Annotated in this window: 18 protein-coding genes and 1 tRNA gene; 14 read left to right on the top strand and 5 right to left on the bottom strand. The window is 55.6% G+C overall.

Annotated features, from left to right (window positions below):
* Positions 1 to 8 precede the first annotated feature (8 nt).
* Positions 9 to 2,021 carry a methionine--tRNA ligase gene (metG, locus tag QZ383_RS08630; protein WP_291444682.1) on the top strand — a complete coding sequence of 671 codons (2,013 nt, stop codon included), beginning with the start codon at positions 9 to 11 and terminating at the stop codon, positions 2,019 to 2,021.
* Positions 2,022 to 2,120: 99 nt separating this feature from the next.
* Here the strand turns inward: metG and QZ383_RS08625 are convergent, their stop codons facing one another.
* Positions 2,121 to 2,312: a hypothetical protein gene (locus QZ383_RS08625; RefSeq protein WP_192111773.1), complete on the bottom strand. Its 192-nt coding sequence runs from the start codon at positions 2,310 to 2,312 to the stop codon at positions 2,121 to 2,123.
* Between the two features lie 113 nt (positions 2,313 to 2,425).
* Here QZ383_RS08625 and QZ383_RS08620 point away from each other — a divergent pair, with 113 nt between their 5' ends.
* From QZ383_RS08620 to QZ383_RS08605, 4 genes are all read left to right on the top strand, one after another.
* Positions 2,426 to 3,223 carry an undecaprenyl-diphosphate phosphatase gene (locus tag QZ383_RS08620; protein ID WP_291444680.1) on the top strand — a complete coding sequence of 266 codons (798 nt, stop codon included), beginning with the start codon at positions 2,426 to 2,428 and terminating at the stop codon, positions 3,221 to 3,223.
* Positions 3,224 to 3,289: 66 nt separating this feature from the next.
* A tRNA-Met gene (locus QZ383_RS08615) sits at positions 3,290 to 3,366 on the top strand.
* 271 nt (positions 3,367 to 3,637) lie between these two features.
* Positions 3,638 to 4,039, top strand: a complete 402-nt coding sequence (locus tag QZ383_RS08610) for a RidA family protein (RefSeq protein ID WP_291444678.1) — start codon at positions 3,638 to 3,640, stop codon at positions 4,037 to 4,039.
* A gap of 457 nt (positions 4,040 to 4,496) precedes the next feature.
* On the top strand, positions 4,497 to 5,498 hold the full coding sequence (locus tag QZ383_RS08605) for a GNAT family N-acetyltransferase (RefSeq protein ID WP_291444676.1): 1,002 nt from the start codon (positions 4,497 to 4,499) through the stop codon (positions 5,496 to 5,498).
* A 49-nt stretch (positions 5,499 to 5,547) separates the two neighbouring features.
* On the opposite strand, the gene QZ383_RS08600 is transcribed toward QZ383_RS08605, so the two are convergent.
* Together QZ383_RS08600 and QZ383_RS08595 are read right to left on the bottom strand one after the other, a co-directional pair.
* Positions 5,548 to 6,375, bottom strand: a complete 828-nt coding sequence (locus QZ383_RS08600; protein ID WP_291444675.1) for a class I SAM-dependent methyltransferase — start codon at positions 6,373 to 6,375, stop codon at positions 5,548 to 5,550.
* 205 nt (positions 6,376 to 6,580) lie between these two features.
* Positions 6,581 to 7,867, bottom strand: a complete 1,287-nt coding sequence (locus tag QZ383_RS08595) for a dicarboxylate/amino acid:cation symporter (protein WP_291444674.1) — start codon at positions 7,865 to 7,867, stop codon at positions 6,581 to 6,583.
* A gap of 650 nt (positions 7,868 to 8,517) precedes the next feature.
* Between QZ383_RS08595 and QZ383_RS08590 the strand changes: the two genes are divergently transcribed.
* The 4 genes from QZ383_RS08590 (at position 8,518) to pgm (ending at position 14,263) form a co-directional block, all read left to right on the top strand.
* On the top strand, positions 8,518 to 9,987 hold the full coding sequence (locus tag QZ383_RS08590; protein WP_291444673.1) for a 30S ribosomal protein S1: 1,470 nt from the start codon (positions 8,518 to 8,520) through the stop codon (positions 9,985 to 9,987).
* Between the two features lie 14 nt (positions 9,988 to 10,001).
* Positions 10,002 to 11,429 (top strand): DegQ family serine endoprotease, encoded by a 1,428-nt coding sequence (locus QZ383_RS08585; RefSeq protein ID WP_291444672.1) that lies wholly within the window; start codon positions 10,002 to 10,004, stop codon positions 11,427 to 11,429.
* 53 nt (positions 11,430 to 11,482) lie between these two features.
* Positions 11,483 to 12,508, top strand: coding sequence for a glycosyltransferase (locus tag QZ383_RS08580; protein WP_291444670.1), 1,026 nt, complete (start codon positions 11,483 to 11,485; stop codon positions 12,506 to 12,508).
* A 105-nt stretch (positions 12,509 to 12,613) separates the two neighbouring features.
* Positions 12,614 to 14,263: a phosphoglucomutase (alpha-D-glucose-1,6-bisphosphate-dependent) gene (gene pgm / locus QZ383_RS08575; protein WP_291444668.1), complete on the top strand. Its 1,650-nt coding sequence runs from the start codon at positions 12,614 to 12,616 to the stop codon at positions 14,261 to 14,263.
* Positions 14,264 to 14,480: 217 nt separating this feature from the next.
* Here pgm and QZ383_RS08570 read toward each other — a convergent pair whose 3' ends face one another.
* Together QZ383_RS08570 and QZ383_RS08565 are read right to left on the bottom strand one after the other, a co-directional pair.
* Positions 14,481 to 15,548, bottom strand: coding sequence for a pseudouridine synthase (locus tag QZ383_RS08570; protein WP_365861504.1), 1,068 nt, complete (start codon positions 15,546 to 15,548; stop codon positions 14,481 to 14,483).
* A 176-nt stretch (positions 15,549 to 15,724) separates the two neighbouring features.
* Positions 15,725 to 15,883, bottom strand: coding sequence for a hypothetical protein (locus QZ383_RS08565; RefSeq protein WP_291444666.1), 159 nt, complete (start codon positions 15,881 to 15,883; stop codon positions 15,725 to 15,727).
* A 203-nt stretch (positions 15,884 to 16,086) separates the two neighbouring features.
* Between QZ383_RS08565 and rdgC the strand changes: the two genes are divergently transcribed.
* The 5 genes from rdgC to QZ383_RS08540 all read left to right on the top strand — a co-directional run bounded on the left by rdgC (position 16,087) and on the right by QZ383_RS08540 (position 20,815).
* Positions 16,087 to 16,710, top strand: a complete 624-nt coding sequence (gene rdgC, locus QZ383_RS08560) for a recombination-associated protein RdgC (RefSeq protein WP_240824331.1) — start codon at positions 16,087 to 16,089, stop codon at positions 16,708 to 16,710.
* Between the two features lie 18 nt (positions 16,711 to 16,728).
* The gene (locus QZ383_RS08555) at positions 16,729 to 17,256 is read left to right on the top strand and encodes a hypothetical protein (protein ID WP_192111784.1); all 528 of its coding nucleotides are present in this window, start codon (positions 16,729 to 16,731) and stop codon (positions 17,254 to 17,256) included.
* 9 nt (positions 17,257 to 17,265) lie between these two features.
* Positions 17,266 to 18,297: an ABC transporter permease gene (locus QZ383_RS08550; RefSeq protein WP_215647628.1), complete on the top strand. Its 1,032-nt coding sequence runs from the start codon at positions 17,266 to 17,268 to the stop codon at positions 18,295 to 18,297.
* Positions 18,297 to 19,133 carry an ABC transporter permease gene (locus QZ383_RS08545; protein WP_291444660.1) on the top strand — a complete coding sequence of 279 codons (837 nt, stop codon included), beginning with the start codon at positions 18,297 to 18,299 and terminating at the stop codon, positions 19,131 to 19,133. The genes QZ383_RS08550 and QZ383_RS08545 overlap by 1 nt, the downstream gene beginning before the upstream one ends.
* A gap of 77 nt (positions 19,134 to 19,210) precedes the next feature.
* Complete coding sequence (locus QZ383_RS08540) at positions 19,211 to 20,815, top strand: AAA family ATPase (protein WP_291444658.1); 1,605 nt, start codon at positions 19,211 to 19,213, stop codon at positions 20,813 to 20,815.
* Positions 20,816 to 20,909 lie beyond the last annotated feature (94 nt).

Genomic DNA, 20,909 nt, shown 5'->3' with positions numbered 1-20,909 from the left:
AGCCTTGAGTGAACAGCTTTTTCATCACAACGCCCATCTATTACGTCAATGCCAAACCCCATCTGGGGCATGCCTATACCACTGTGGTTGCCGACGCCATGGCCCGCTACCACAAGCTGATTGGCGAGGACACCATGTTCCTCACCGGTACGGACGAACACGGCGACAAGATTGTTCAGGCGGCAGAAAAACAAGGCCAGACTCCCAAGGAGTTTGTGGACGACATCAGCGGCCGCTTCCGCGCCCTGTGGCCCAAGCTTGACGTTGCCAACGACCGCTTTGTGCGCACCACCGATCCCGAGCACATCAGCGCCGTGCAGGCCTTTTTGCAAAAGGTTTATGACGCGGGCGACATCTATTTTGGCGAGTTCGGCGGGCATTACTGCTACGGCTGCGAGCGGTTCTATACTGAAAAGGAACTGGAAAACGGCCTCTGCCCCCAGCACCTGACCAAGCCTGAGTTTATCAGCGAGAAGAACTACTTCTTCCGCATGTCAAAGTACCTGCCCTGGCTCAAGGAGCACATTGAGGCCAATCCTTCGTTTATCCGGCCCGAGCGCTACCGCAGCGAAGTGCTGGCCATGCTCGAATCCGGCGCGCTGGAAGACCTGTGCATCTCGCGCCCCAAATCGCGCCTGACCTGGGGCATCGAACTGCCTTTTGACAAGGATTACGTCTGCTACGTGTGGTTTGACGCGCTGCTCAACTACATCAGCGCGCTGAACTGGCCCGAAGGCGAAGATTTTAAAAAGTTCTGGCCCGGCGAACACCTGGTTGCCAAGGATATTCTCAAGCCCCACGCCGTATTCTGGCCCACCATGCTCAAATCTGCCGGCCTGCCGCTCTATGAGCATCTGAACGTTCACGGCTACTGGCTTGTGCGCGACACCAAGATGTCAAAATCGCTTGGCAATGTTGTGGAACCGAGCGACATGGCCCAGCGCTTCGGGCCGGACGCCTTCCGCTATTTTCTGCTGCGCGAAATGCACTTTGGTTCTGACGCCAGCTTTAGCGAAGACGCCCTTGTTGGCCGCATCAACGCCGACCTCGCCAACGACCTCGGCAACCTGTTCAGCCGTGTGCTTTCCATGACGGCCAAATATTTTGGCAGCCATGTGCCCATGCCCAAGGCCTTGCAGGAAGACGACAAGGCCATTGCCGACCTGTGCGCCAACTCCATGCGCAATTTTGTGCAGCTTTTTGGCAACGTGCAGTTTGCCCAGGGGCTTGAATCCCTATGGGAACTCGTGCGCGCCCTGAACAAATACGTGGACACCCAGGCCCCCTGGACGCTCTACAAGCAGGGCAACATGGAGCGCCTCGCCACTGTCATGTACGTCATGCTGGCTGCCATGCGCAAAACCGCGCTCTGCCTCTGGCCCGTCATGCCTGTGGCCTCTGGCAAAATGCTGGCCCAGCTCGGGCAGCCCGTGCAGGAAGGCCAGCCCCCGGTTGCCAATGTGGAAGACGAAATTGTCCATTTTGAAGGCCTTGAACCCGGTATTCAGGTGGCGGAAGGCTCCAACCTGTTCCCGCGCATTGAAGTGAAAAAAGAAGGCGCGGACAGCAAGGAACCCAAGGCTCAAAAGAAGGACAAGCAGGCGGAAAAACCGCAGGAAAAAGCCGCGCCCAAGCAGGCTGCACCCAATCAGGCTACAGCAGGGCAGGGCGGGGCAGACGCGCCCGCCGTCAAACCCAATGTGGAATTTGACCAGTTCAAGGCTCTGGATCTACGCGTAGGCACGGTCAAGGTGGCGGAAAAACACCCCAATGCCGACCGCATTCTGCGGCTTGAAATTGATTTTGGCGAAGGTCAGCTGCGTCAGATTCTCTCTGGCCTGGCAGAACACTATGCGCCGGAAGATGTGGTGGGCAAGCGCGTGTGCGCTGTGCTGAACCTTGCCCCGCGCAAGATACGCGGGCTGGTTTCGCACGGCATGGTGCTTACGGCAGGCGCAGACGACGCGCTCGGGCTGCTTGCTGTGGACCGCGACGTGCCTGACGGCAGCGAAATAGCATAATTCAGACGTGGTAAGCGGCGTCGCACCCGTGGTTCAAATGGGCGCGACGTCTGCAACCACCATCAGTAAAATGAATACAGAACGATGGGCGGAAATGCTCTAGTGGGCCTTGGCCTCTTCTTCACGGAACAGGCGCTCAAGGGCGGCGGCATCAAGCGGAGTAAGGTTGAAACGCATACCCGCTTCATCCAGAAGGGCAGACAGGCTCTTGCCAGTATGCAGGGCGCGCTGTTCCGCCAAATAGGCCGCAGCCTTACGAACAAGTTCACCTTGCGGCATAATGGTTGTCATGGAGATATCCTTTTTTATTCACCCATAGCCGTTGTGCCGCCTTTTGGCAATGCTCTGCCCGCAGGGCGACACATCCCACACTAGGCGACAGGATTTCGCGCCAGAGGGTTTTTATGGATAATCTGTTTACTGCGGTAATTTTAAGCATTGTCGAGGGGCTGACGGAATTTCTGCCTGTTTCCTCATCCGGCCATCTTATTCTGGTGGGCGATCTGCTCAACTTCATGGGCGAAAAGGCCGCCACCTTTGAGGTCGTTATTCAGCTTGGCGCCATCATGGCCGTGGTGGTGCTGTACTGGAAGCGCTTCTGGGGCCTTGTGCGTCCCCAGCCCTATGTGCGCTTTGCGGGCATGCGCGGCATCATGCTGCTTATCCTTACATCGCTGCCCGCCAGTGTGCTTGGGCTTTTGCTGCACTCAACCATCAAGACCTATCTGTTCCGTCCCTTGACCGTGCTCATTGCGCTGGTTGTGGGCGCTGTGATGATGATAGTGGTTGAACGCCGCAAGTTCAAACCCTCGTATATTACACTGGATGACATGACGCCCAAGCTGGCCCTTGGCATTGGCTGCTTTCAGTGCCTTGCTCTGTGGCCCGGTTTTTCGCGCTCGGCCTCAACCATCATGGGCGGCATGCTGCTTGGCGGCAAGCGCTCGCTGGCTGCGGAGTATTCGTTCATTGCCGCAGTGCCCATCATGGTTGCCGCCACCGGCTACGACATGCTGAAAAGCTGGCATCTGTTCAGCGCTGCGGATATTCCCTTTTTTGCCGTGGGCATGATAGGCTCCTTCCTTTCGGCCTTGCTGGCGGTCAAAGTGTTCATCGCCCTCATGGGCCGCGTGACCCTGGTGCCTTTTGCCGTGTACCGCCTGTTAATCGCACCTTTTATTTACTATTTCATGGTGAACTAAAAAAAATGCTTGCCAAGGGGCGGCAATTTTTATAAATAGATCGTCGCGCTAACGAGGCGCTGACACGGCAAGGTAGCTCAGTTGGTCAGAGCATGCGGTTCATACCCGCAGTGTCGGGGGTTCAAATCCCTCCCTTGCTACCAGAATTTCATACCCGGAAGTCTTACGAGACTTCCGGGTTTTTTGTTTTGCGGCAGACACTACAGATTCATTGGCCGGGCCGGCAAGCCCGGCAATATCTGCACCAAGGACGCTTCTGTCATACTATTTTTCACAACTGCAACGAGATGCTTTCAAAATTTTTAAGATGCTGTTATTCTAAAAGTCCTGCTCAACCTCCAGTAAGACCATCCAGATGCTATTTTCGCACCTGCGAAAAATACAAACAGCACCATTCAAAGCAAAGAGATTACCATGAAGACCATTATAAGAAAAACACCCAAAACCATGTATCAGCCTGTTGGAAAATATTCGCATACAACCATTATACCCGCTGGTATGGACACCTATGTGTTTTCAGGGCAAATCGGCATCAGGGGTGATGGCGCTTTTCCTGCGGATTTTAACGATGAAGTGCAGCAACTTTTTAAGAATATTAAAGCACTGCTTGATACTGAGGGACTGTCGGGAGCAGATATTACCAAGGTTAATATTTGGTCCGTGAAAGAAATAGACTGGGATTATTTCGATAACGAGTGGGATAAGCTTTTTGGCAGCACTTACCCATCGATGACTATTGCGTACGTAACGGCATTGGGCCTACCGGAAATCAGCATAGAAATTGATATCTGGGCTGCAAAGCAACCCCAGGGCTAATCCCGGGTGCCCTTCATGGACAGGAGGGCGCCCATGCACCTGATGGGATGCCGGCACAATGGCATGGGCAGGGTAATTGATAACCCCCACCATACATGGTAATTCTTTGACAGGTATTCATTGGCTACCGTGGGGGCATTATGAAAGGAAAAACTGTCTACCGCTGCAAGCGCTGTGGTGATGTTTTTTACTGCCCAACGGGCCTCGTGGATGAATTTATCTTTAAACTTCGGCTATTTTTCAGATTCCTGTCCTGCCCACGGTGCGGTAGCACGCTTATACATGAAGAAGAATACGCAGCCGAAAAAAAGAAACAGGACGACGCTGCAACAGACAAATAGTCTGATCCTGCCAGCAGCTGATCAGGCCCGTAAAACCAATATAGACGGCGTTTATGCCTTGTGGTGCGAAACAGCGCCAGGGGCATAAACGCCTTGCCTTTTACTCCGGTGCCGCCATGCAGTTTATACATTTGCCCCACAACGCCAAGCCCGATCAATACGCAACGTGGCACAGCGCAGCGCTGCACAGCGCACAGGCCGACCCCTTCAGTTGTACGCCAGCGTGGCAACTTGCCTTTCATGACGCCTTTGGCCCCAAAAGGCGTTTACTTTTTGCAGAAGCTGACGGCAGCGTTATTGCGTTTGCGGAAGGCCTTGTTTCGGAAGAAGAGATATATATCACGCCCCTTGAACCTTCGTGGTTTTTCGGCTGCCCGCTTCTGGGCAGCTATGCCCCGCAGCTTTTTGCCGAAGCCATGCACTTTTTTGCCAGAACCTATGCTCCCAGATTTCCCAAGGTTCTTGTGGGCGGGCTTGGCCCTGGCCTGGATTATGTACAGAACATGCTCAACAAAACAGGCATGCCCCTCCAGGCGCACCTGGTAAAAGCGGGCATTCAAGGTTCGGCTTTGCTTGCTGGCGGGCTGGACGGCTATCTTTCGCGCCGCTCGGCCAATCTGCGCCGCAATATAAAACGTTCGACAAAAAAAGCGCGCGAGCTGGGCATCTATTATGAACGCGTTCTGCCTTCAACTGAAGAGGAAGCAAAGGCAACGTTTACCCGCATGATCGCCGTTGAGCGCACAAGCTGGAAGGGTATTGACCACTGTGGCATGGCGGAGCCGGGCATATGTGATTTTTACGCATATCTGCTCCAGAGGCTCGCGCCAGAGAAAGGCGCACGCGTCATTTTTGCCCGCCGTGAAGATATGGACGTGGGTTTTATTTTTGGCGGCCTGGCCGGGGATATCTATCGCGGGCAGCAGTTCAGCTATGCGCAGGATTGCCATGAACTCTCATTGGGCAACCTCATGCAGATTGAAAAAATCCGCTGGCTCTGCGAGGAAGGCGTGCAACGCTATGACATGGGGCCTCTCGATGGCCCCAAAATGCAATATAAAACGCACTGGACGGAAACAGCTTTTCCCATCAGGACATGGCTTATAGAAAAGGCCTGATCACCGCCAAAAGGGCAGGGGGCAGCCGCCCCCCTCAGCCCGCATACCCTTATAAGCTGGCGTTCCAGAAAAGCATGCCCACCCGCGAGCTGCCAGTTTCGCGCACCAAGCCGTTCTTGCTCATGGCGCACAGTTTGTCTGCCAGGGCGATCTCTTGCGCCTCTGTGAGCTGGCCTCTGCTGTTAAAATGCCGCGTGTACATCACGATGGCTTCTTCCAGCGGGCAGTCAGAATCCCACGTGCGCTCGAGGTATTCCACTTCAGGATAATAGCCCTGTAACCACAGGATATTGAAGGCGCTGTACAGCCCCCGTCGGGTATAGTCATCGTGATTTTCAGCGCCAACAACTGGCGCAAGTTCCCTCCGAACAGAATTATCGCCCGTCACCTGTGTGATGAGGCAGCAGTACCCCCGCGAGGCATCTGTCATTTTTTCAAGGGTAGCACGGTCATACACGGCAGGCGTGCGCGAGGCGAAGACAAGCTGAAACCGCTTTTGCCAGCCAAGCTGCTTCAGATCCGCAGTATCCCAGTCAAGCACACGAAAACAAGCATTTTCCATACCCGCACGCTGCGCATTTTCATTTGCGTAATCGATCATGCCGGGCGCGATATCAAAACCCTCAACGCGGCCAGCCATCTCCGCAAAAACCAGGGCATGTCTGCCCGGCCCACAGCCGATATCCAGCACGGCATCATCCTTGCCAACCTTGGCGCGCGCTGCAACCTTGGCAACAAGATCGCGACGGTACGCGCTGGAATCTGCCTCGGCAGAATGGGTGTTGAACGACTGGGCGCGGCGGCTCCAGAACTCCGCCATATCTGACCGATTCGGCTGCCTGTCTGCCCAGAATGCTTCAAATTGTTTTATGTCCATGTTCAAAACCTTTGTTTGCGCGCAATGCTGCGCCGTATTCCAGCAATGTCCTGCAAGGTTACAAGGAGGCGGAGTGGGAATAAAGAAAAATCAGCCCGACATATTTGCGGGCTGACAAACATTTAAGAGGGGGAAAAATCGGTGGAGCAGGGGGATATGCCTCTACCCGGCTGAATATTGACCGGGCAGAGGCAGTTTATGAAGGCTAAACAATGGGGACGGGCTGGCCGACCACTCTTTTGCGGTCAAGCTCTTCATGCAGCTTTTCCACATCCAGGTTGCCAGTAACCCTTGAAACAAAGATGGTCGCAACACCATTGCCCACAAGGTTGGTGAGCGCGCGGGCTTCAGACATAAAGCGGTCAATGCCGAAGATAACGGCAATGCTCTCTGGCGGTATGCTGCCCACAGAACTCAGCGTACCGGCCAGAACAATAAAGCCGCCACCGGTAACAGCCGCCGCGCCCTTGGACGAAATAAGCAGAATACCCAAGAGCACAAGCTGATCACCCAGCGGCATGGGAGTATTGGTGGCCTGGGCGAGAAATATGGCCGCCATTGTGAGGTAAATGGCTGTTCCATCAAGGTTAAAGGAGTATCCAGCGGGTATTACAAGGTCTACCACGCTTTTGTTGCAGCCAGCTTTTTCCATCTTGCGCAGCATGTTTGGCAGTACGGATTCGGAAGATGAGGTGCCAAGCACGATAAACAGTTCCTCGCGAATATAGCGCACAAACTTGAAGATGCTGAATCCGCAGCTAAAGGAGATGGTCCCCAGAATGAACACGACAAAAAGGATGCTTGTAACATAGAAGCACACAATGAGCTCACCAAGCACAAGCACAGAGCCAATACCCTCCTTGCCAATGGTAAAAGCCATTGCGCCGAACGCACCGATGGGGGCCACGTGCATGATGATGCCGATAACCTTGAACAACACTTCAGAAAGGCTCTTGATAAGATCAAAGCACAGCTTGCCCTTTTCGCCGCTGTAATTCAGGGCAAAGGCAAACAGCATGGCCACCAGCAGCACCTGGAGGATTTCGCCGCTGGTAAAGGCAGAAACAAAGGTATTGGGGATGATGTTCAGGAAAAAATTGACGATGTTGTTGTCTTTGGCCTTGCCAGCATACTGGGCGGCAATGTTCTTGTCCGCAGCGTTGAAGGTGCTTACATCAACGTTCATGCCAGCGCCGGGCTGGGCAAGGTTGACCACCACAAGGCCAATGGCAAGCGCAGTAAGCGTGATGACGGTAAAATAGACAAGCGCTATGCCGCCAGTTTTGCCCACAGCCTTGATATCTTTCATGCCGGCTATGCCGGTAACAACGGTTGAAAAAATCAAGGGAGCGATGATCATTTTAATAAGGTTGATGAAGCCCTTGCCCAAGGGCTGCATCTTGACGGCCAGTTCAGGATAAAAGTGACCCAAAAGAATGCCAATAAATATGGCAATGAGAACCTGCACATACAAAATTTTCAAGTATTTCATGGCGGGAATCCTGGCTTATGGCCTGATGTAAGTCTGGTTTCTCAGCTCCTGATACAGCAATAATACGTTATCCACCCAGTTTTTATTCAATATTACTAGGGCGGCAACATTTTGTCATATAGATATAAAATTGAATTATTCATTTTTGAAACAGAAAAAAAACATTTAAATAAGAAATACTAAAAACATATATTAAAGGGATGCTCAGTGTATTCAATATTTCCATATACAATCTCGTTTCATTTGCGAAACTGTTTGATCATTCCAACAACACTTTGATGAGCCATGCATAGGTAAAAGGTGTCTATTATTAACACTGCACACAATAAAAATGCAATCAAAAGATTTTTTTAACTAGTTGCATAACAAAAGTTATTGTTTGATCAAACAATACAGTTTTAATTATTAGTACAAATAAATAAGTATCATTTCCCCCAATTATTATTTCTCGGCCTGTCCTGAATTCTCGTTTTTGCTTGCCACTTGAGAGGGCAGCATGCTTAAAAAATATCCACCTGTATAAATTTGATTCAGTCCCCACCAAAAGGCCCGGAAAAATCAGGACTAAAAAGACAATTGTTTTCCTTGTGCGGATGGCGTAATATGGCGGACTTGAGCAATAAGCCCAGCTTGTAAGGAGCAGGAAAACTATGACCGAGGATAAGTTCGCAACCTCCATGTCGGAGGAAGGCGCTGAGGATTTTGCCGCCATGCTGGCGGCCCACGACACCGCTTCAAACCGCCTGCAGCCCGGCCAAAAAGTGACCGGGACTGTAATCGCCATCACTGGCGACAGCGTTTTTGTGGATGTGGGCATAAAGGTTGACGGCATCATTGACCGCAAAGACATTCTTGATGCCGAGGGCAATGAAAGCGTTAAGCCCGGCGACAGCCTCGAAGCGTGGGTTACTGGTGTTTCCTCGCAAGAGATTCGCCTTTCCCGCTCCATGAGCGGCAGCGGTGTTGCCGCGCTTGAAGAAGCCCGCGATGCGGCGGTGCCGGTTGACGGCCGCATAACCGCAGTGTGCAAGGGCGGCTACACGGTTGACGTGCTTGGCAAGCAGGCCTTCTGCCCCGGCAGCCAGCTTGGCGTTGCCACGTCTGAAGACGCCGCCGAGGTTGTGGGCCGCAGCATGCCGTTTCTGGTTATCCGCGTTGAAAATCGCGGCAGAAATGTTGTGGTTTCGCACCGCGCCATTGTTGAACGTGAACGCGCCGAACAGCTCGACACCCTGCTTGAAAGCCTCAAGCCCGGCGACATGGTTGAAGGCAAGATCACGCGTTTCGCCGCTTTTGGCGCATTCATGGAGCTTGCCCCTTCGGTTGAAGGCATGATCCATCTTTCCGAACTTTCCTGGTCGCGCGTGGGCGCTCCTGACGAAGCCGTGTCGCTTGGCGACACCGTGCGCGCCAAGGTTATCTCCATCAGCAAGGACAGCAAGGGCCACGTGCGGATTTCGCTTTCGCGCAAGCAGGCCGAGGGCGATCCCTGGCAGGATGTGACCACCAAACTTGAGTCTGGTACGGTTGTTTCCGGCAAGGTTGTGCGCCTCGCGCCCTTTGGCGCTTTTGTGGAGCTTCTGCCCGGTATTGAAGGCCTTGTGCATATTTCTGAACTGTCGTGGACAAAGCGCGTGGCCAAGGCCGAAGACGTGCTTGCGGCGGGCGAAGTCGTTTCGGTTAAAATCAAGGAAATCAACCTTGAAAATCACCGTATTTCCCTGAGTCTGCGCGATGCGGAAGGCGACCCGTGGAAGGAAGCCGCCCAGCAGTTTGCCGTTGGTTCAACGGTAAGCGGCACGGTTGAAAGCCGCACCCCCTATGGCCTCTTTATTACGCTGGCCCCCGGCATCACCGGTTTGCTGCCCGCTGGCGTCCTCAAGAATTCCAAGCAGGGCAAGCAGTACAGCAAATTGGACAAGGGCGATGCCGTTACCCTTACTGTACAAAATTTGGACATCAGCGCCAGGCGCATCAGCCTTGCCCCTGAAGGTGAACAAGCTGCCGAACCCGCCGAAGACAAGGCGTGGAAGCAGCATGCATCCGCCGCAAGCTCCAACAGCGGGTCTGGAATGAACATCATGGCACAGGCTTTGCAGAAGGCTCTGAAAAATAAGTAACCAGGAGCTTTTCCATGATGATAAAAAAATGTCTTGCAGCCATGCTTGCCGTGACCTTTCTTGCGGCATCGCAGCTTGCCCAGGCAGCCAATCTGCCCGACTTCAGCGAACTGGCGGCCAAAAGCGGCCCGGCAGTCGTAAACATCGGTACGGAACGGAAGGCCAGCGGTAACAGCCAGGACGATCTCATGGGGGAAATGTTCCGCAATATGCCGCCAGGATTTGACAAATTCTTTGACCAGTTCGGCGGCAAGCGCGGTGGCAAGCGCCCCCAGATGAAACAGAAGTCACTGGGATCCGGCTTTATTGTCTCCGCTGACGGCTATATTGTTACCAACAATCATGTGGTTGCCGATGCGGATGTTATCCGTGTGACCCTTGATCAGAGCAATGGCAAAAGCGAAGCCATCACGGCCAAGCTGGTTGGCGCAGATGAAGAAACCGACCTCGCCCTGCTGAAAATTGAAACCAAAAAGACCTTGCCCTACCTTGCGTTCGGCAATTCGGACGAACTGCGGATAGGCGAGTGGCTGCTGGCCATCGGCAACCCCTTTGGGCTCGACCACTCGGTGACGGCGGGTATTCTTTCGGCCAAGAACCGCAATATACACGCCGGCCCCTTTGACAACTTCCTGCAGACGGATGCCTCCATCAACCCCGGCAACAGCGGCGGCCCGCTGCTGAACATGGACGGGCAGGTGATTGGCATCAACACGGCCATTATCGCGAGCGGGCAGGGCATTGGCTTTGCCATTCCGAGCAACATGGCCGCCAAGATCATCGACCAGATCAAGTCCGGCAAAAAGATCAGCCGTGGCTGGATTGGCGTTGGTATTCAGGATGTTGAAGAAAACACCGCCAAGGCGCTGGGCCTCAAGGACGCCAAGGGCGCGCTTGTGGGCAGCGTTATGGAAGGCGAACCCGCTGCCAAGGCTGGCATGAAAGACGGCGACATCATTGTTTCCGTTGACGGCAAGGGCATCGACGATGCTGCGGCCCTGCTGCGCGTGATTGCCGACAAAACCCCCGGCAGCAAGGCTGCAATAACGGTGTGGCGCGATGGCAAAACCACTGACCTTACTGTAACGCTTGGCGAGCGCAAAACCTCGCAGACCGGCGACCAGAACGGCAAGGATCAGAAGCAGAAGGATGAAGGTTTGCTCGGCATTTCCGTCCGTCCCCTGACGGATGAAGAACGCCGCGAACTCAAGATTGAGAAAAACGAAGGGCTGGCCATCATTGACGTCAATCCTGACAAGCCCGCTGCCGAAGCCGATCTGCGCCCCGGTGACGTGATTCTCAAGGCCAACCTCAAACCTGTTCGCAGCGCTGCGGATCTGTCGAAAATCGTCAACGATGAAGGTGTCGCTCGAGGCGCAGTCATGTTGCAGATTTCACGGCGAGGCGATGTGTACTTCCGAACTGTAAGCCTGAGCAAGTAACAGGCACAAATAACACGGGCTGCCTCTTAACCGGGGCAGCCCTTTTTTTATCCATGAGCTTACGCATACTCAACATAGGCGGGCCGTATCTGGCCTCTGCCCTAAAACGCCTGGGGCACCACGTCATCACGGCGCATCCGGCAGCTGACGCCGACATCCCTTCACCGCACCCGTACTCCGTGCGGCAACTCCTGAGCCGCCTTAACGCGCTCGGTTTTGCCCCTGACGCACTGTTCTATTGCGATGACGGCAACATGCCGCAACTGCTTGATCCGGAAAATGCCCCCTGGCCCTCGGTGCGTTATTCCATTGATACCTACTGCAACCCTTGGCACATCCCATATTCCAATGGTTTTGACGCAACCCTTGTGGCGCAGAAAGATTACGTGGATGTATTTTCGCACGAGGGCTTACCCGCGCGCTGGTTTCCGCTGTTTTATCCCCAGATTCTTGAGCCAGTGGGGGATTTTGCTGCCCGCGACATTCCCGTAGCCTTTGTGGGAACCCTCGGGCACAAAAATAACCCGGACCGCGCGCCATTTCTCAAGGCCTTTCGCGCCAGACAGCCGCTGGTGGCAATTTCTGGCGATTACAAGCCCATCTTTACGCGCAGCCGCATTGTTCTTAACCAGACGGCGGCTTCGGAAGTGAATTTTCGCTGTTTTGAGGCTATCGCCTGCGGTGCGGCCCTCCTGATGGAAACCTGCGGCAACGGCCTTAACGAACTCTTTGTCCCCGGCGAGGAAATTCTGCCCACCTACCAGCGCAACGATGCGCAGGCAGCCGCGGCCATTGCCGCAGAAGCCCTCGCAAACCCAGAACGCCTCGCCAAAATTGCCCAAGCCGGAGGCAGGGCAGTGGCCCGGCGCCATACAGACACGGCGCGCGCGGTCAGCCTGACGCAGATGCTGGCAGAAATGTGCGCCACTCAAGCGCACCGGGAGCGGCTTGAACAGTCGCTTGAAAAACGCACAGCTCTTGTACGCGGCGCATATGGTATGCTTTCAAGTGAGCTTTTTGACCCGCAGCTTGAAGGACACCGCGATTTTTTTGAAAAAATGTGCCTTCATCAACAATAGCGGCCATAAATACTTGCAGTAACACATCAAGGGATGCATCCTGCATTGCAGGCATGCGCGATAGGGCATATAGTCGGCAGAGCACCACTTTTTGGAGGAATATCAATGCCAGTTGTGCATAGCGATGCCGGGCATCTGCCCGGGCTGGATAAGCTGGAGAGCATCCCCGCGCTCATGAGCGCGTACTACACAGAATTTCCCAATCCGGCGCTTGCAGCCCAGCGTGTTGCCTTCGGCACCTCGGGACATCGCGGCACATCAGTGCTGTGCAGCTTTAACGAGGAGCACATCTACGCCATCACCCAGGCGGTGTGCGACTACCGCGCCGCCAAGGGCATTGACGGGCCGCTCTTTCTTGGCGGCGATACCCATGCGCTGTCAGAAGCCGCCTTTCGCTCCGCGCTGGAAGTGCTGGTAGCCAACAACGTGAACGTGCGCATTTCTGTCGGCGGGGCCTACACAGCCACACCGGCGATCTCCCATGCCGTGCTCAAATGGAATGCGGGCCGTGTTAACGGCTTGGCCGATGGCATTGTCATCACGCCTTCGCACAATCCCCCGCGTGACGGCGGCTTCAAGTACAATCCACCCCACGGCGGCCCGGCAGAATCCGAAGTCACCAGTCAGATTGAAAAATGCGCCAATGTCTACCTCGAAAACGGCAACAAGGGCGTAAAGCTCACCCACCTGCGGGCGGCGCGCGCCTCTTCGCTTGTGGAAGAATACGATTTCATCGGCAGTTATGTGCAGGATCTGGCCGGAGTGCTGGACATGAAGGCCATTGCATCATCGGGCCTGCGTATCGGCGTTGACCCCTTGGGCGGCGCAAGCCTGCCCATGTGGGAACCCATTGCAGAAGCCTACGGCATTGATCTTGAGGTGGTGAACAGGGCAGTGGATCCGACTTTCCGCTTTGTTCCCTGCGACAAGGACGGCAAAATCCGCATGGATTGTTCTTCACCCTATGCCATGAGCCGCCTGCTGGATCTGCGCGACCATTTTGACCTGAGCTTCGCCTGCGACCCGGATTCCGACCGCCACGGCATAGTGACGCGCAACGAACTGATGAATCCCAATCATTATCTGAGCGTTGCCGCCTGGTATCTGTTCCGCACCCGCAGGGAGTGGCCCTCACAGCGCGGCATTGGCAAAACCCTTGTGACAAGCGCCATGCTCGACAGGGTAGGGAAAGATCTTGGTCGCCCGGTTGTTGAGGTGCCTGTGGGCTTCAAGTGGTTTGTGCCCTATTTGCTCAATGGACGCTGCGGCTTTGGCTGCGAGGAAAGCGCTGGCGCTTCCTTCCTGTGCTTTGACGGCACGCCCTGGAGCACAGACAAAGACGGCCCCCTCATGTGCCTGCTGGCGGCTGAAATGATGGCAGTGGAGCAGTCCTCCCCCGATGAACTTTACACAAAACTGACCGAGCGTCTTGGCGCGCCCGCCTACCAGAGGCTTGATGCCCCGGCGGACGACAACGTGCGCGCAAAGCTTGCGGCGCTGACGCCTGAAAGCGTGAGCCTTAAAACGCTGGCAGGTTCGCCTGTTACCAATGTGCTTACCCACGCACCCGGTAATGATGCCGCTATCGGCGGTGTTAAGGTGGTCAGCGATGACGGCTGGTTTGCCGTGCGTCCCTCCGGTACGGAAGCAATTTGCAAAGTGTATACGGAAAGCTTCAAGGGAGAAGACCACCTGCAAGCCTTGCAAAAAGACGCCATCGATTTTCTCGAGCATTTGCTGAAAGGCAATGCCTGATTGGAGTGCAGATAGGCATTCTCTGCTGAGCGCGCGTAGCGCGCGGCAATTTTTTACGGTTCAATAAAAGGTATATTGCTCGTTAATCAGTAAAGCGCAGTCGCAATGCCGGGTATCCGGCAATTGCGGCTGCGCTTTTTATCAATATTTCTTAATAAATATATGGTGTTGCCAAAGAGACTGCGCTGGCTGCCGACAGGCAGATTGCCAGAGAGGCCTACCGCACGACGGGCAAGCTGGCGCTTTCACGCAGGCGGGCAACCTCGGCATCCGTAAGAGGCCGGGCTTTGCCGCTGGCCAGATCCCCAAGACGCAATGAGCCTTGAGCAACACGACACAGGCGCAGAATGGTCAGCCCCAGATCGCGGCACATGCGGCGAATCTGGCGATTCAGCCCCTGACGCAGCACCATCTGCAACTGGGTATTGCCGCCAACCTGCTGAGCGATCACGTCCACAGGCATAATATCTTCACCTTCGGCAAGGTGCATGCCGCGCCGCATGGTCTTGAGCGCCCCTTCAGGCACCGTGCCGCGTACTAGCACCTCATAGGTTTTGGGCTGGTGATGCCGGGGATGGGTGAGGCGCTGGGCAAGTTGGCCATCATTGGTCAGCAGCAGCAATCCCTCAGAAAAATAGTCAAGTCTGCCAACAGGATACAGTCTGAGCGCCTTGTATTCAGGCGCAAGGCAATCCAGTACGGTGGGCCTGCCTTCCGGGTCGCTCACTGTGCAAACCACATGCACGGGCTTGTTGAGCATGAGGTAGGTGTAGGACTGCGGGGCCGACAACACGCGGCCATCCACGGCAATGCCCTCAAAGGGCAAGACCTGACGCCCTGGGTTGGGCTCCGGCTTGCCGTCAACACTGACGCGCCCGGCAAGAATAAGCTCGTCTGCCTTGCGCCGCGAGCATAGACCAGTTGCGGCTATGGCCTTGTTAAGGCGTATGCCGTCAGCTGCATTGTCAGCATCGGGCTGAGACTTTGTGGGCGCGGCAGGCCGAGCAGAATGATCGGCGTCAGATTTGACGGCCTGGGGCTGCGCGGGTTTGCGTTGCGAAAAACCATCTCGGGCCTCACGGGCGTTCGGCTGAGTACCTGACCGTGAATCTGTCCGCGAATCAGAACGGCCATTTGGTCCATTGGCAGACCAGCTATCAGAACGGGGGGCATGATTCTTGCGTGCGTCCGCAGGCTGTTCCTTTTTATGGGAGCTGGCGGACGAACTGTTTTTGCTGCGGTTTCTGGCGGATGATCCGGCATTGCCGGAATGTTTGGGCGGCACGGTGATTTCTCCTTGGAAAGATGCGCTCATGGTGCGTGAAGTGGGGCATGCCGTCAAGGGCAAGCAAGAAGCACAGGCATGGCTGATCCGACATTACGGCGGCTTCCAATCTTCAAAAGTTTACATAATTATCATTATGGGACATTTATAAGTATTGCATGTGGGGTGAACCGGATTCAAAACGGACTTAAAAACACGCTTAGAATGTCACTGGCGGCACCGCTGTCAAACCATCCATATTCACAAAAACGAACCGCCATGGATTTTCCCGCCGTTCCATGAATTTTGAGAATTCGGATTGGCCCAGTCCACGCATTCAGTTTTTCCGCAATCATTTGATCCTTTCCTTATATATAATGCCCCCGATTGCCGCTCATGAATCCCGTCCAGATCGATCAGCTCAATAAGGCCGAAATGCCCACACCTCGCTGCGCAACCTCCTTAACGGGCGCAAACCAGGGGTCAGCCCCGCACTTGCTCCCGAAGCGGCTCTGACGTACAACACTGCCAACACTGGTTTTCACAGCAAGGAGTTTCCATGGGCTTTGCCAACAGCTCTTGCAGCTTTACACGGTTCCGCATTCTTGATCCTGTTCCGGCCACGCTCTGGCCGCAGATACCGGACAAACTGAAACAGTTCGCCATGCGCGACATTGACGATATTCCTGAAATGCAGGGCCAGGGATGGACCTGTTTTGAGGATATGCTCGATACTGACTGGGTGACGGCCCCGCCCCAGAAAGGCGCGTACATCGTGTTTTCTCTGCGGCTGGATATGCGACGCATACCCGCTGGCGTGGTCAAAAAGCACGTTGCCCTTGCCCTTAAGGAAGAAAAAAAACGCATGGGCGAACAGGGCAAGAACTACATTGCCCGCGAGCGCAAAAAAGAACTCAAGGAGCAGGTGCTGCTGCGCCTGCGCTCCCGCTTTTTGCCTGTTCCCGGCGAATTCAACGTGCTCTGGGCCACAGACAAGAACGAGGTCTGGTTTGCCTCCACCCAGAACAAGATGATCGACCTCTTCCTGGAAGAGTTTCTCAAAACTTTTGAGCTGCACCTGGAGCAATTGACGCCCTATAATCTGGCGGTCTCCATGCTGGACGAAGAAAGCCTGATCCGCCTGGACAAGCTGGAACCCACGCAGTTCGCTCCCCTTTCCTGATGACGGCACGGAGACCCCATGAACATGCCTTATCTTGGCGAATCCACTGACAGCATTCTCGGCAAGGAATTTCTGACCTGGCTCTGGTATCAGAGCGACACGGCCCCCGGCGCGTTCACTGATAAGGACGGCGCGCCTTTTGCCGTTTCCATGGAACAGCGTATCGTGGTGGAAGGCGGCGAAGGTGATGCCCGCGAAACAGCCTCTGTTTCCGGCTCGCTCTCCCCTCTCCGCGAGGCCCGCTTTGGCCTTGGCACCGGCAAACAGGTCAGCCGCGCTCTGCTGCGCCTTGAAAAAGAAGAGCTTGCCTTTCAGGTCAGCCTCAAGGCCGAGGATTTCTGCCTCAACAGCCTCAAAACCCCCAAGCTCGACAAGGGCGACAGCGATGACGACCCGGACGCCCTGCTGCTTGAAAAGTTCTATCTTATGGAAGTGTGCACCGGCCTGCTGGATGCCCTGTACGCCCGCTTTTTGAAGCTGCGCCTCTCGTCTGGCTGGCAGAAGGAAGTGGACGACATGCGCCAGTGGATGACCCGCACGGAGTAAGCTTTTTTCATGAGCACCCTGCCCGCATCTGCCGCAAAAGGCCGCCTTTCCGGCCCGCTACTGCACGTTTTACGCAAAACGTTGTGGATGCTGCTTGTGCTGTGGGGCATCACCATTATCAGCTTCTGGGTCATCCATCTGGCCCCTGGCTCGCCCACAGATATGGAAACCACGCTCAATCCGCTGGCTGGCGCTGCGGCGCGTCAGCGGCTTGAGGTGCTTTACGGGCTGGATCGCCCCCTCTATGTGCAGTACTGGGACTGGCTGACCCGCATCGTGCATCTGGATTTCGGCAATTCCATGTCTGCCGATTCCCGCCCGGTGCTGACCAAGATTCTTGAGCGCCTGCCCCTCACCGTGGGCATGAACGTTATTTCGCTGGTGCTCACTCTGCTCATTGCCATTCCGGTGGGCATTGTCTCCGCCTGCCGGCAGAATTCTCTGCTGGACAAGTCCGTCACCGTGCTGGTTTTTCTGGGTTTTGCCATGCCGTCCTTCTGGCTGGCCCTGCTGCTCATGATGTTTTTTGGCATTGAGCTGCAATGGCTGCCCATTTCCGGCCTTACATCCATGAATTACGAGCAGTTGAACGCCTGGGGCAAGTTTTGCGATCTGGCGCGGCATCTGGCCCTGCCCACACTGGTGTATACCGTGGGCGGGCTGGCTGGCATGTCGCGCTACATGCGCGCCTGCATGCTTGAAGTGCTGCGGCAGGATTATATTCTCACGGCGCGGGCCAAGGGGCTTGGCGCTGGCGCGGTTATCTGGCGGCACGCCCTGCGCAACGCTCTGCTGCCTGTCATAACCCTGCTGGGCCTTTCTGTGCCGGGGCTTATTGGCGGCAGCGTCATCATTGAATCCATATTTGCCCTGCCGGGGCTGGGCCAGTTGTTTTACGGCGCTGTCATGGCGCGCGATTACACCATGATCATGGGTAATCTGGTGCTTGGGGCGGTGCTCACGCTGGCGGGCAACCTGCTGGCGGATTTCTGCTACGGAATCGCAGACCCGCGCATCCGCAACGCAAAGGACAACGCCTGATGCTGCCCCGCGCCGTCAAAAAGCTGCTTGGCCGCAACCTTATGCTTGTACTGGGGCTTGTTATTGTGCTTGCCATGTCGCTGGCCGCGCTCCTTGCCCCGTGGATTGCGCCCTTTGACCCCAACGCCCTGCATCTGGACAATATTCTGGAGCCGCCCTCCTCCCGCTTTCTGTTCGGCACAGACCGTCTTGGGCGCGATGTTTTTTCCCGCCTGCTCTACGGCGGCAGGGTTTCGCTGTGGGTGGGCTTTGTGGCTGTGGGCATATCTGTCAGCATCGGCACGGTTCTTGGCCTCGTGAGTGGCTATTTCCGCCGTTGGGTGGACGAGTGCATCATGCGCGTGGTTGATATAATGCTCTGTTTTCCGTCATTTTTTCTTATCCTGGCGGTTATTGCCTTTCTTGAACCCAATCTTACCAATATCATGGTGGTTATTGGGCTTACTTCGTGGATGGGCGTTACCCGCCTTGTACGAGCAGAGGCGCTTACACTGCGCGAACGCGAATTTGTCGATGCCGCGCGGCTGGCAGGCACATCCACTGCGGGCATATTGTTTCGACATATACTGCCCAATGCCCTTGCGCCCGTGCTGATAACCGCTACACTGGGCGTTGCCGGGGCCATACTGGTGGAATCAAGCCTCAGCTTTCTGGGGCTTGGCGTGCAGCCCCCAGCAGCCAGTTGGGGCAACATGCTCATGGACGGCAAAGCCGTGATTGAAACCGCGCCCTGGCTGTCGGTGTATCCCGGTCTGGCCATCCTGGTAACGGTATTGGGCTATAACCTTCTGGGTGAAAGCCTGCGGGATATCTTTGATCCACGCCTTCGCCAATAGTTTGAAATGTAAGGGCATCCAAAATAGTTAAAGTTTTACATTAAGCACATAAACCGCCATAAAAACACGTTAAAGCCATGCTTGAATACCTGCGCATTCGTAATCTGGCCCTCATTGAGGACATGGAACTGGAGTTTTCGCCCGGCATGAACGTGCTGACGGGTGAAACCGGGGCGGGGAAGAGCTTTATCCTTAAAGCGCTGGGTTTTCTGCTTGGCGACAAGCTTTCGGCGGATATGGTGCGCGCGGGCGCTGAGCGTGCACAGGTGGAGGCCCTGTTCAGCACAAAAGATGCGGACATGGTTCTGCGCCGCGAGATTGTGGCGGAGACAGGGCGCAGCCGCCTGTACATCAACGATGAACTGCGCTCGCAAGATAGCCTGCGCGACCTGCGCAACCGCCTTGTGGCCCACACAAGCCAACACGCCCAGCAAAAACTGCTTCAATCTTCATTTCAGGCCAAACTGCTGGAAAGCGGCCTGAGCTGCCCCGAACTTCTGCACCAGCGGGACGCCCTGCTTGCGCGCCTTCAGGCCAATGCGGCCCAGCGCTCTGCCCTGCTTGAGCGTCAGGCCGGACTGGGCGAACGGCGCGAACTGCTTGAAATGCAGCAGCAGGAGATCGACAAGGTTTCTCCTGAAGAGGGCGAAGAAGAAAAGCTGGAAGAAATCCGCGCGCTGGCCCGCTCCATGGAGCACCAGCAGGAGAATTACGAACAGGCGCTCATTTTGCTGCAAGGCGATGAGCAGGAAGGCGTGATCGACCAGTTGGGCCAGCTTGAAAAACTCTTGCAGCGCATGTGCCGCGAGGACGATTCCCTCCAGGCCGATGCCGACGCTGTGGCGGCCCTGCGGCAGCAGTTGGCCCACCTTGGCGGCAGGCTTCGCCGCCCGCCTGCCTTGCCGGGGCTGGACGAAATGCCCGACATGGATCATCTGGAAGAACGCCTGTTTGCCCTTGCGCAACTCAAGCGCAAGCTGCACAGAACCCTGCCGGAGATTCTTTCCCTGCGCGAAGAAATTTCCGAAAACCTTTCCTTCCTTGATGTCTGCGCGCTGGACATCACCCGGCTGGACAAGGAAGCGGCAGCTCTTGCCGCAGAGCTTGCCGCCGTGACTGCCCGCATCATCCCGGCGCGCCGCGAGGCAGCAGCCGCCATTGCCACCAAGCTTGAAAACGAACTGCGCCAGTTGGGCTTTTCAGATCAGGTGCGGGTATTGCCCGATTTCGCCGTGCAGGAAATCTGGCCCGGCGTTGCGGACGAGCGCGGGCGCATCCTTTGGGCGCCCAACCCCGGTCAGCCCCCGCAGCCTCTGGATAAAATAGCCTCGGGCGGCGAGCTTTCGCGCTTTTTGCTGGCGCTTGCCAGCGTGCAGCAGGATGACGAAGGCGCTACATTCATATTTGACGAAGTCGATGCGGGCGTTGGCGGCATGACCCTGAACAAGCTGGCCGAAAAGCTCTACGCGCTGGCCGAAACGCGCCAGATGCTGCTCATCACCCACTGGCCGCAACTGGCGGCCCGCGCCCGCAGGCACTTTCAGATTGTTAAGATGGTGCGCGACGGGGAAACCTTTACCCTCTGCTCCCCCCTTAACAAGGAAGACCGCCACGCCGAGCTTGCGCGCATGGCAGGCGGCGGCGAACAGGGCGAGGCGCTGGCCCGCAGCCTGGAAAAATAGCACTCTGCAAATTTTGCCGTGTGGTTTTTGCCATGCGGCATTTTTCTTTCATGCTTGCCGGGACATTATCGTACTGCGGCCAATATCTACGCAT

The sequence above is a fragment of the Desulfovibrio sp. genome, assembly GCF_019422935.1.
Lineage (GTDB): Bacteria > Desulfobacterota > Desulfovibrionia > Desulfovibrionales > Desulfovibrionaceae > Desulfovibrio.
This window is presented reverse-complemented; position numbering and strand designations above follow the sequence as displayed.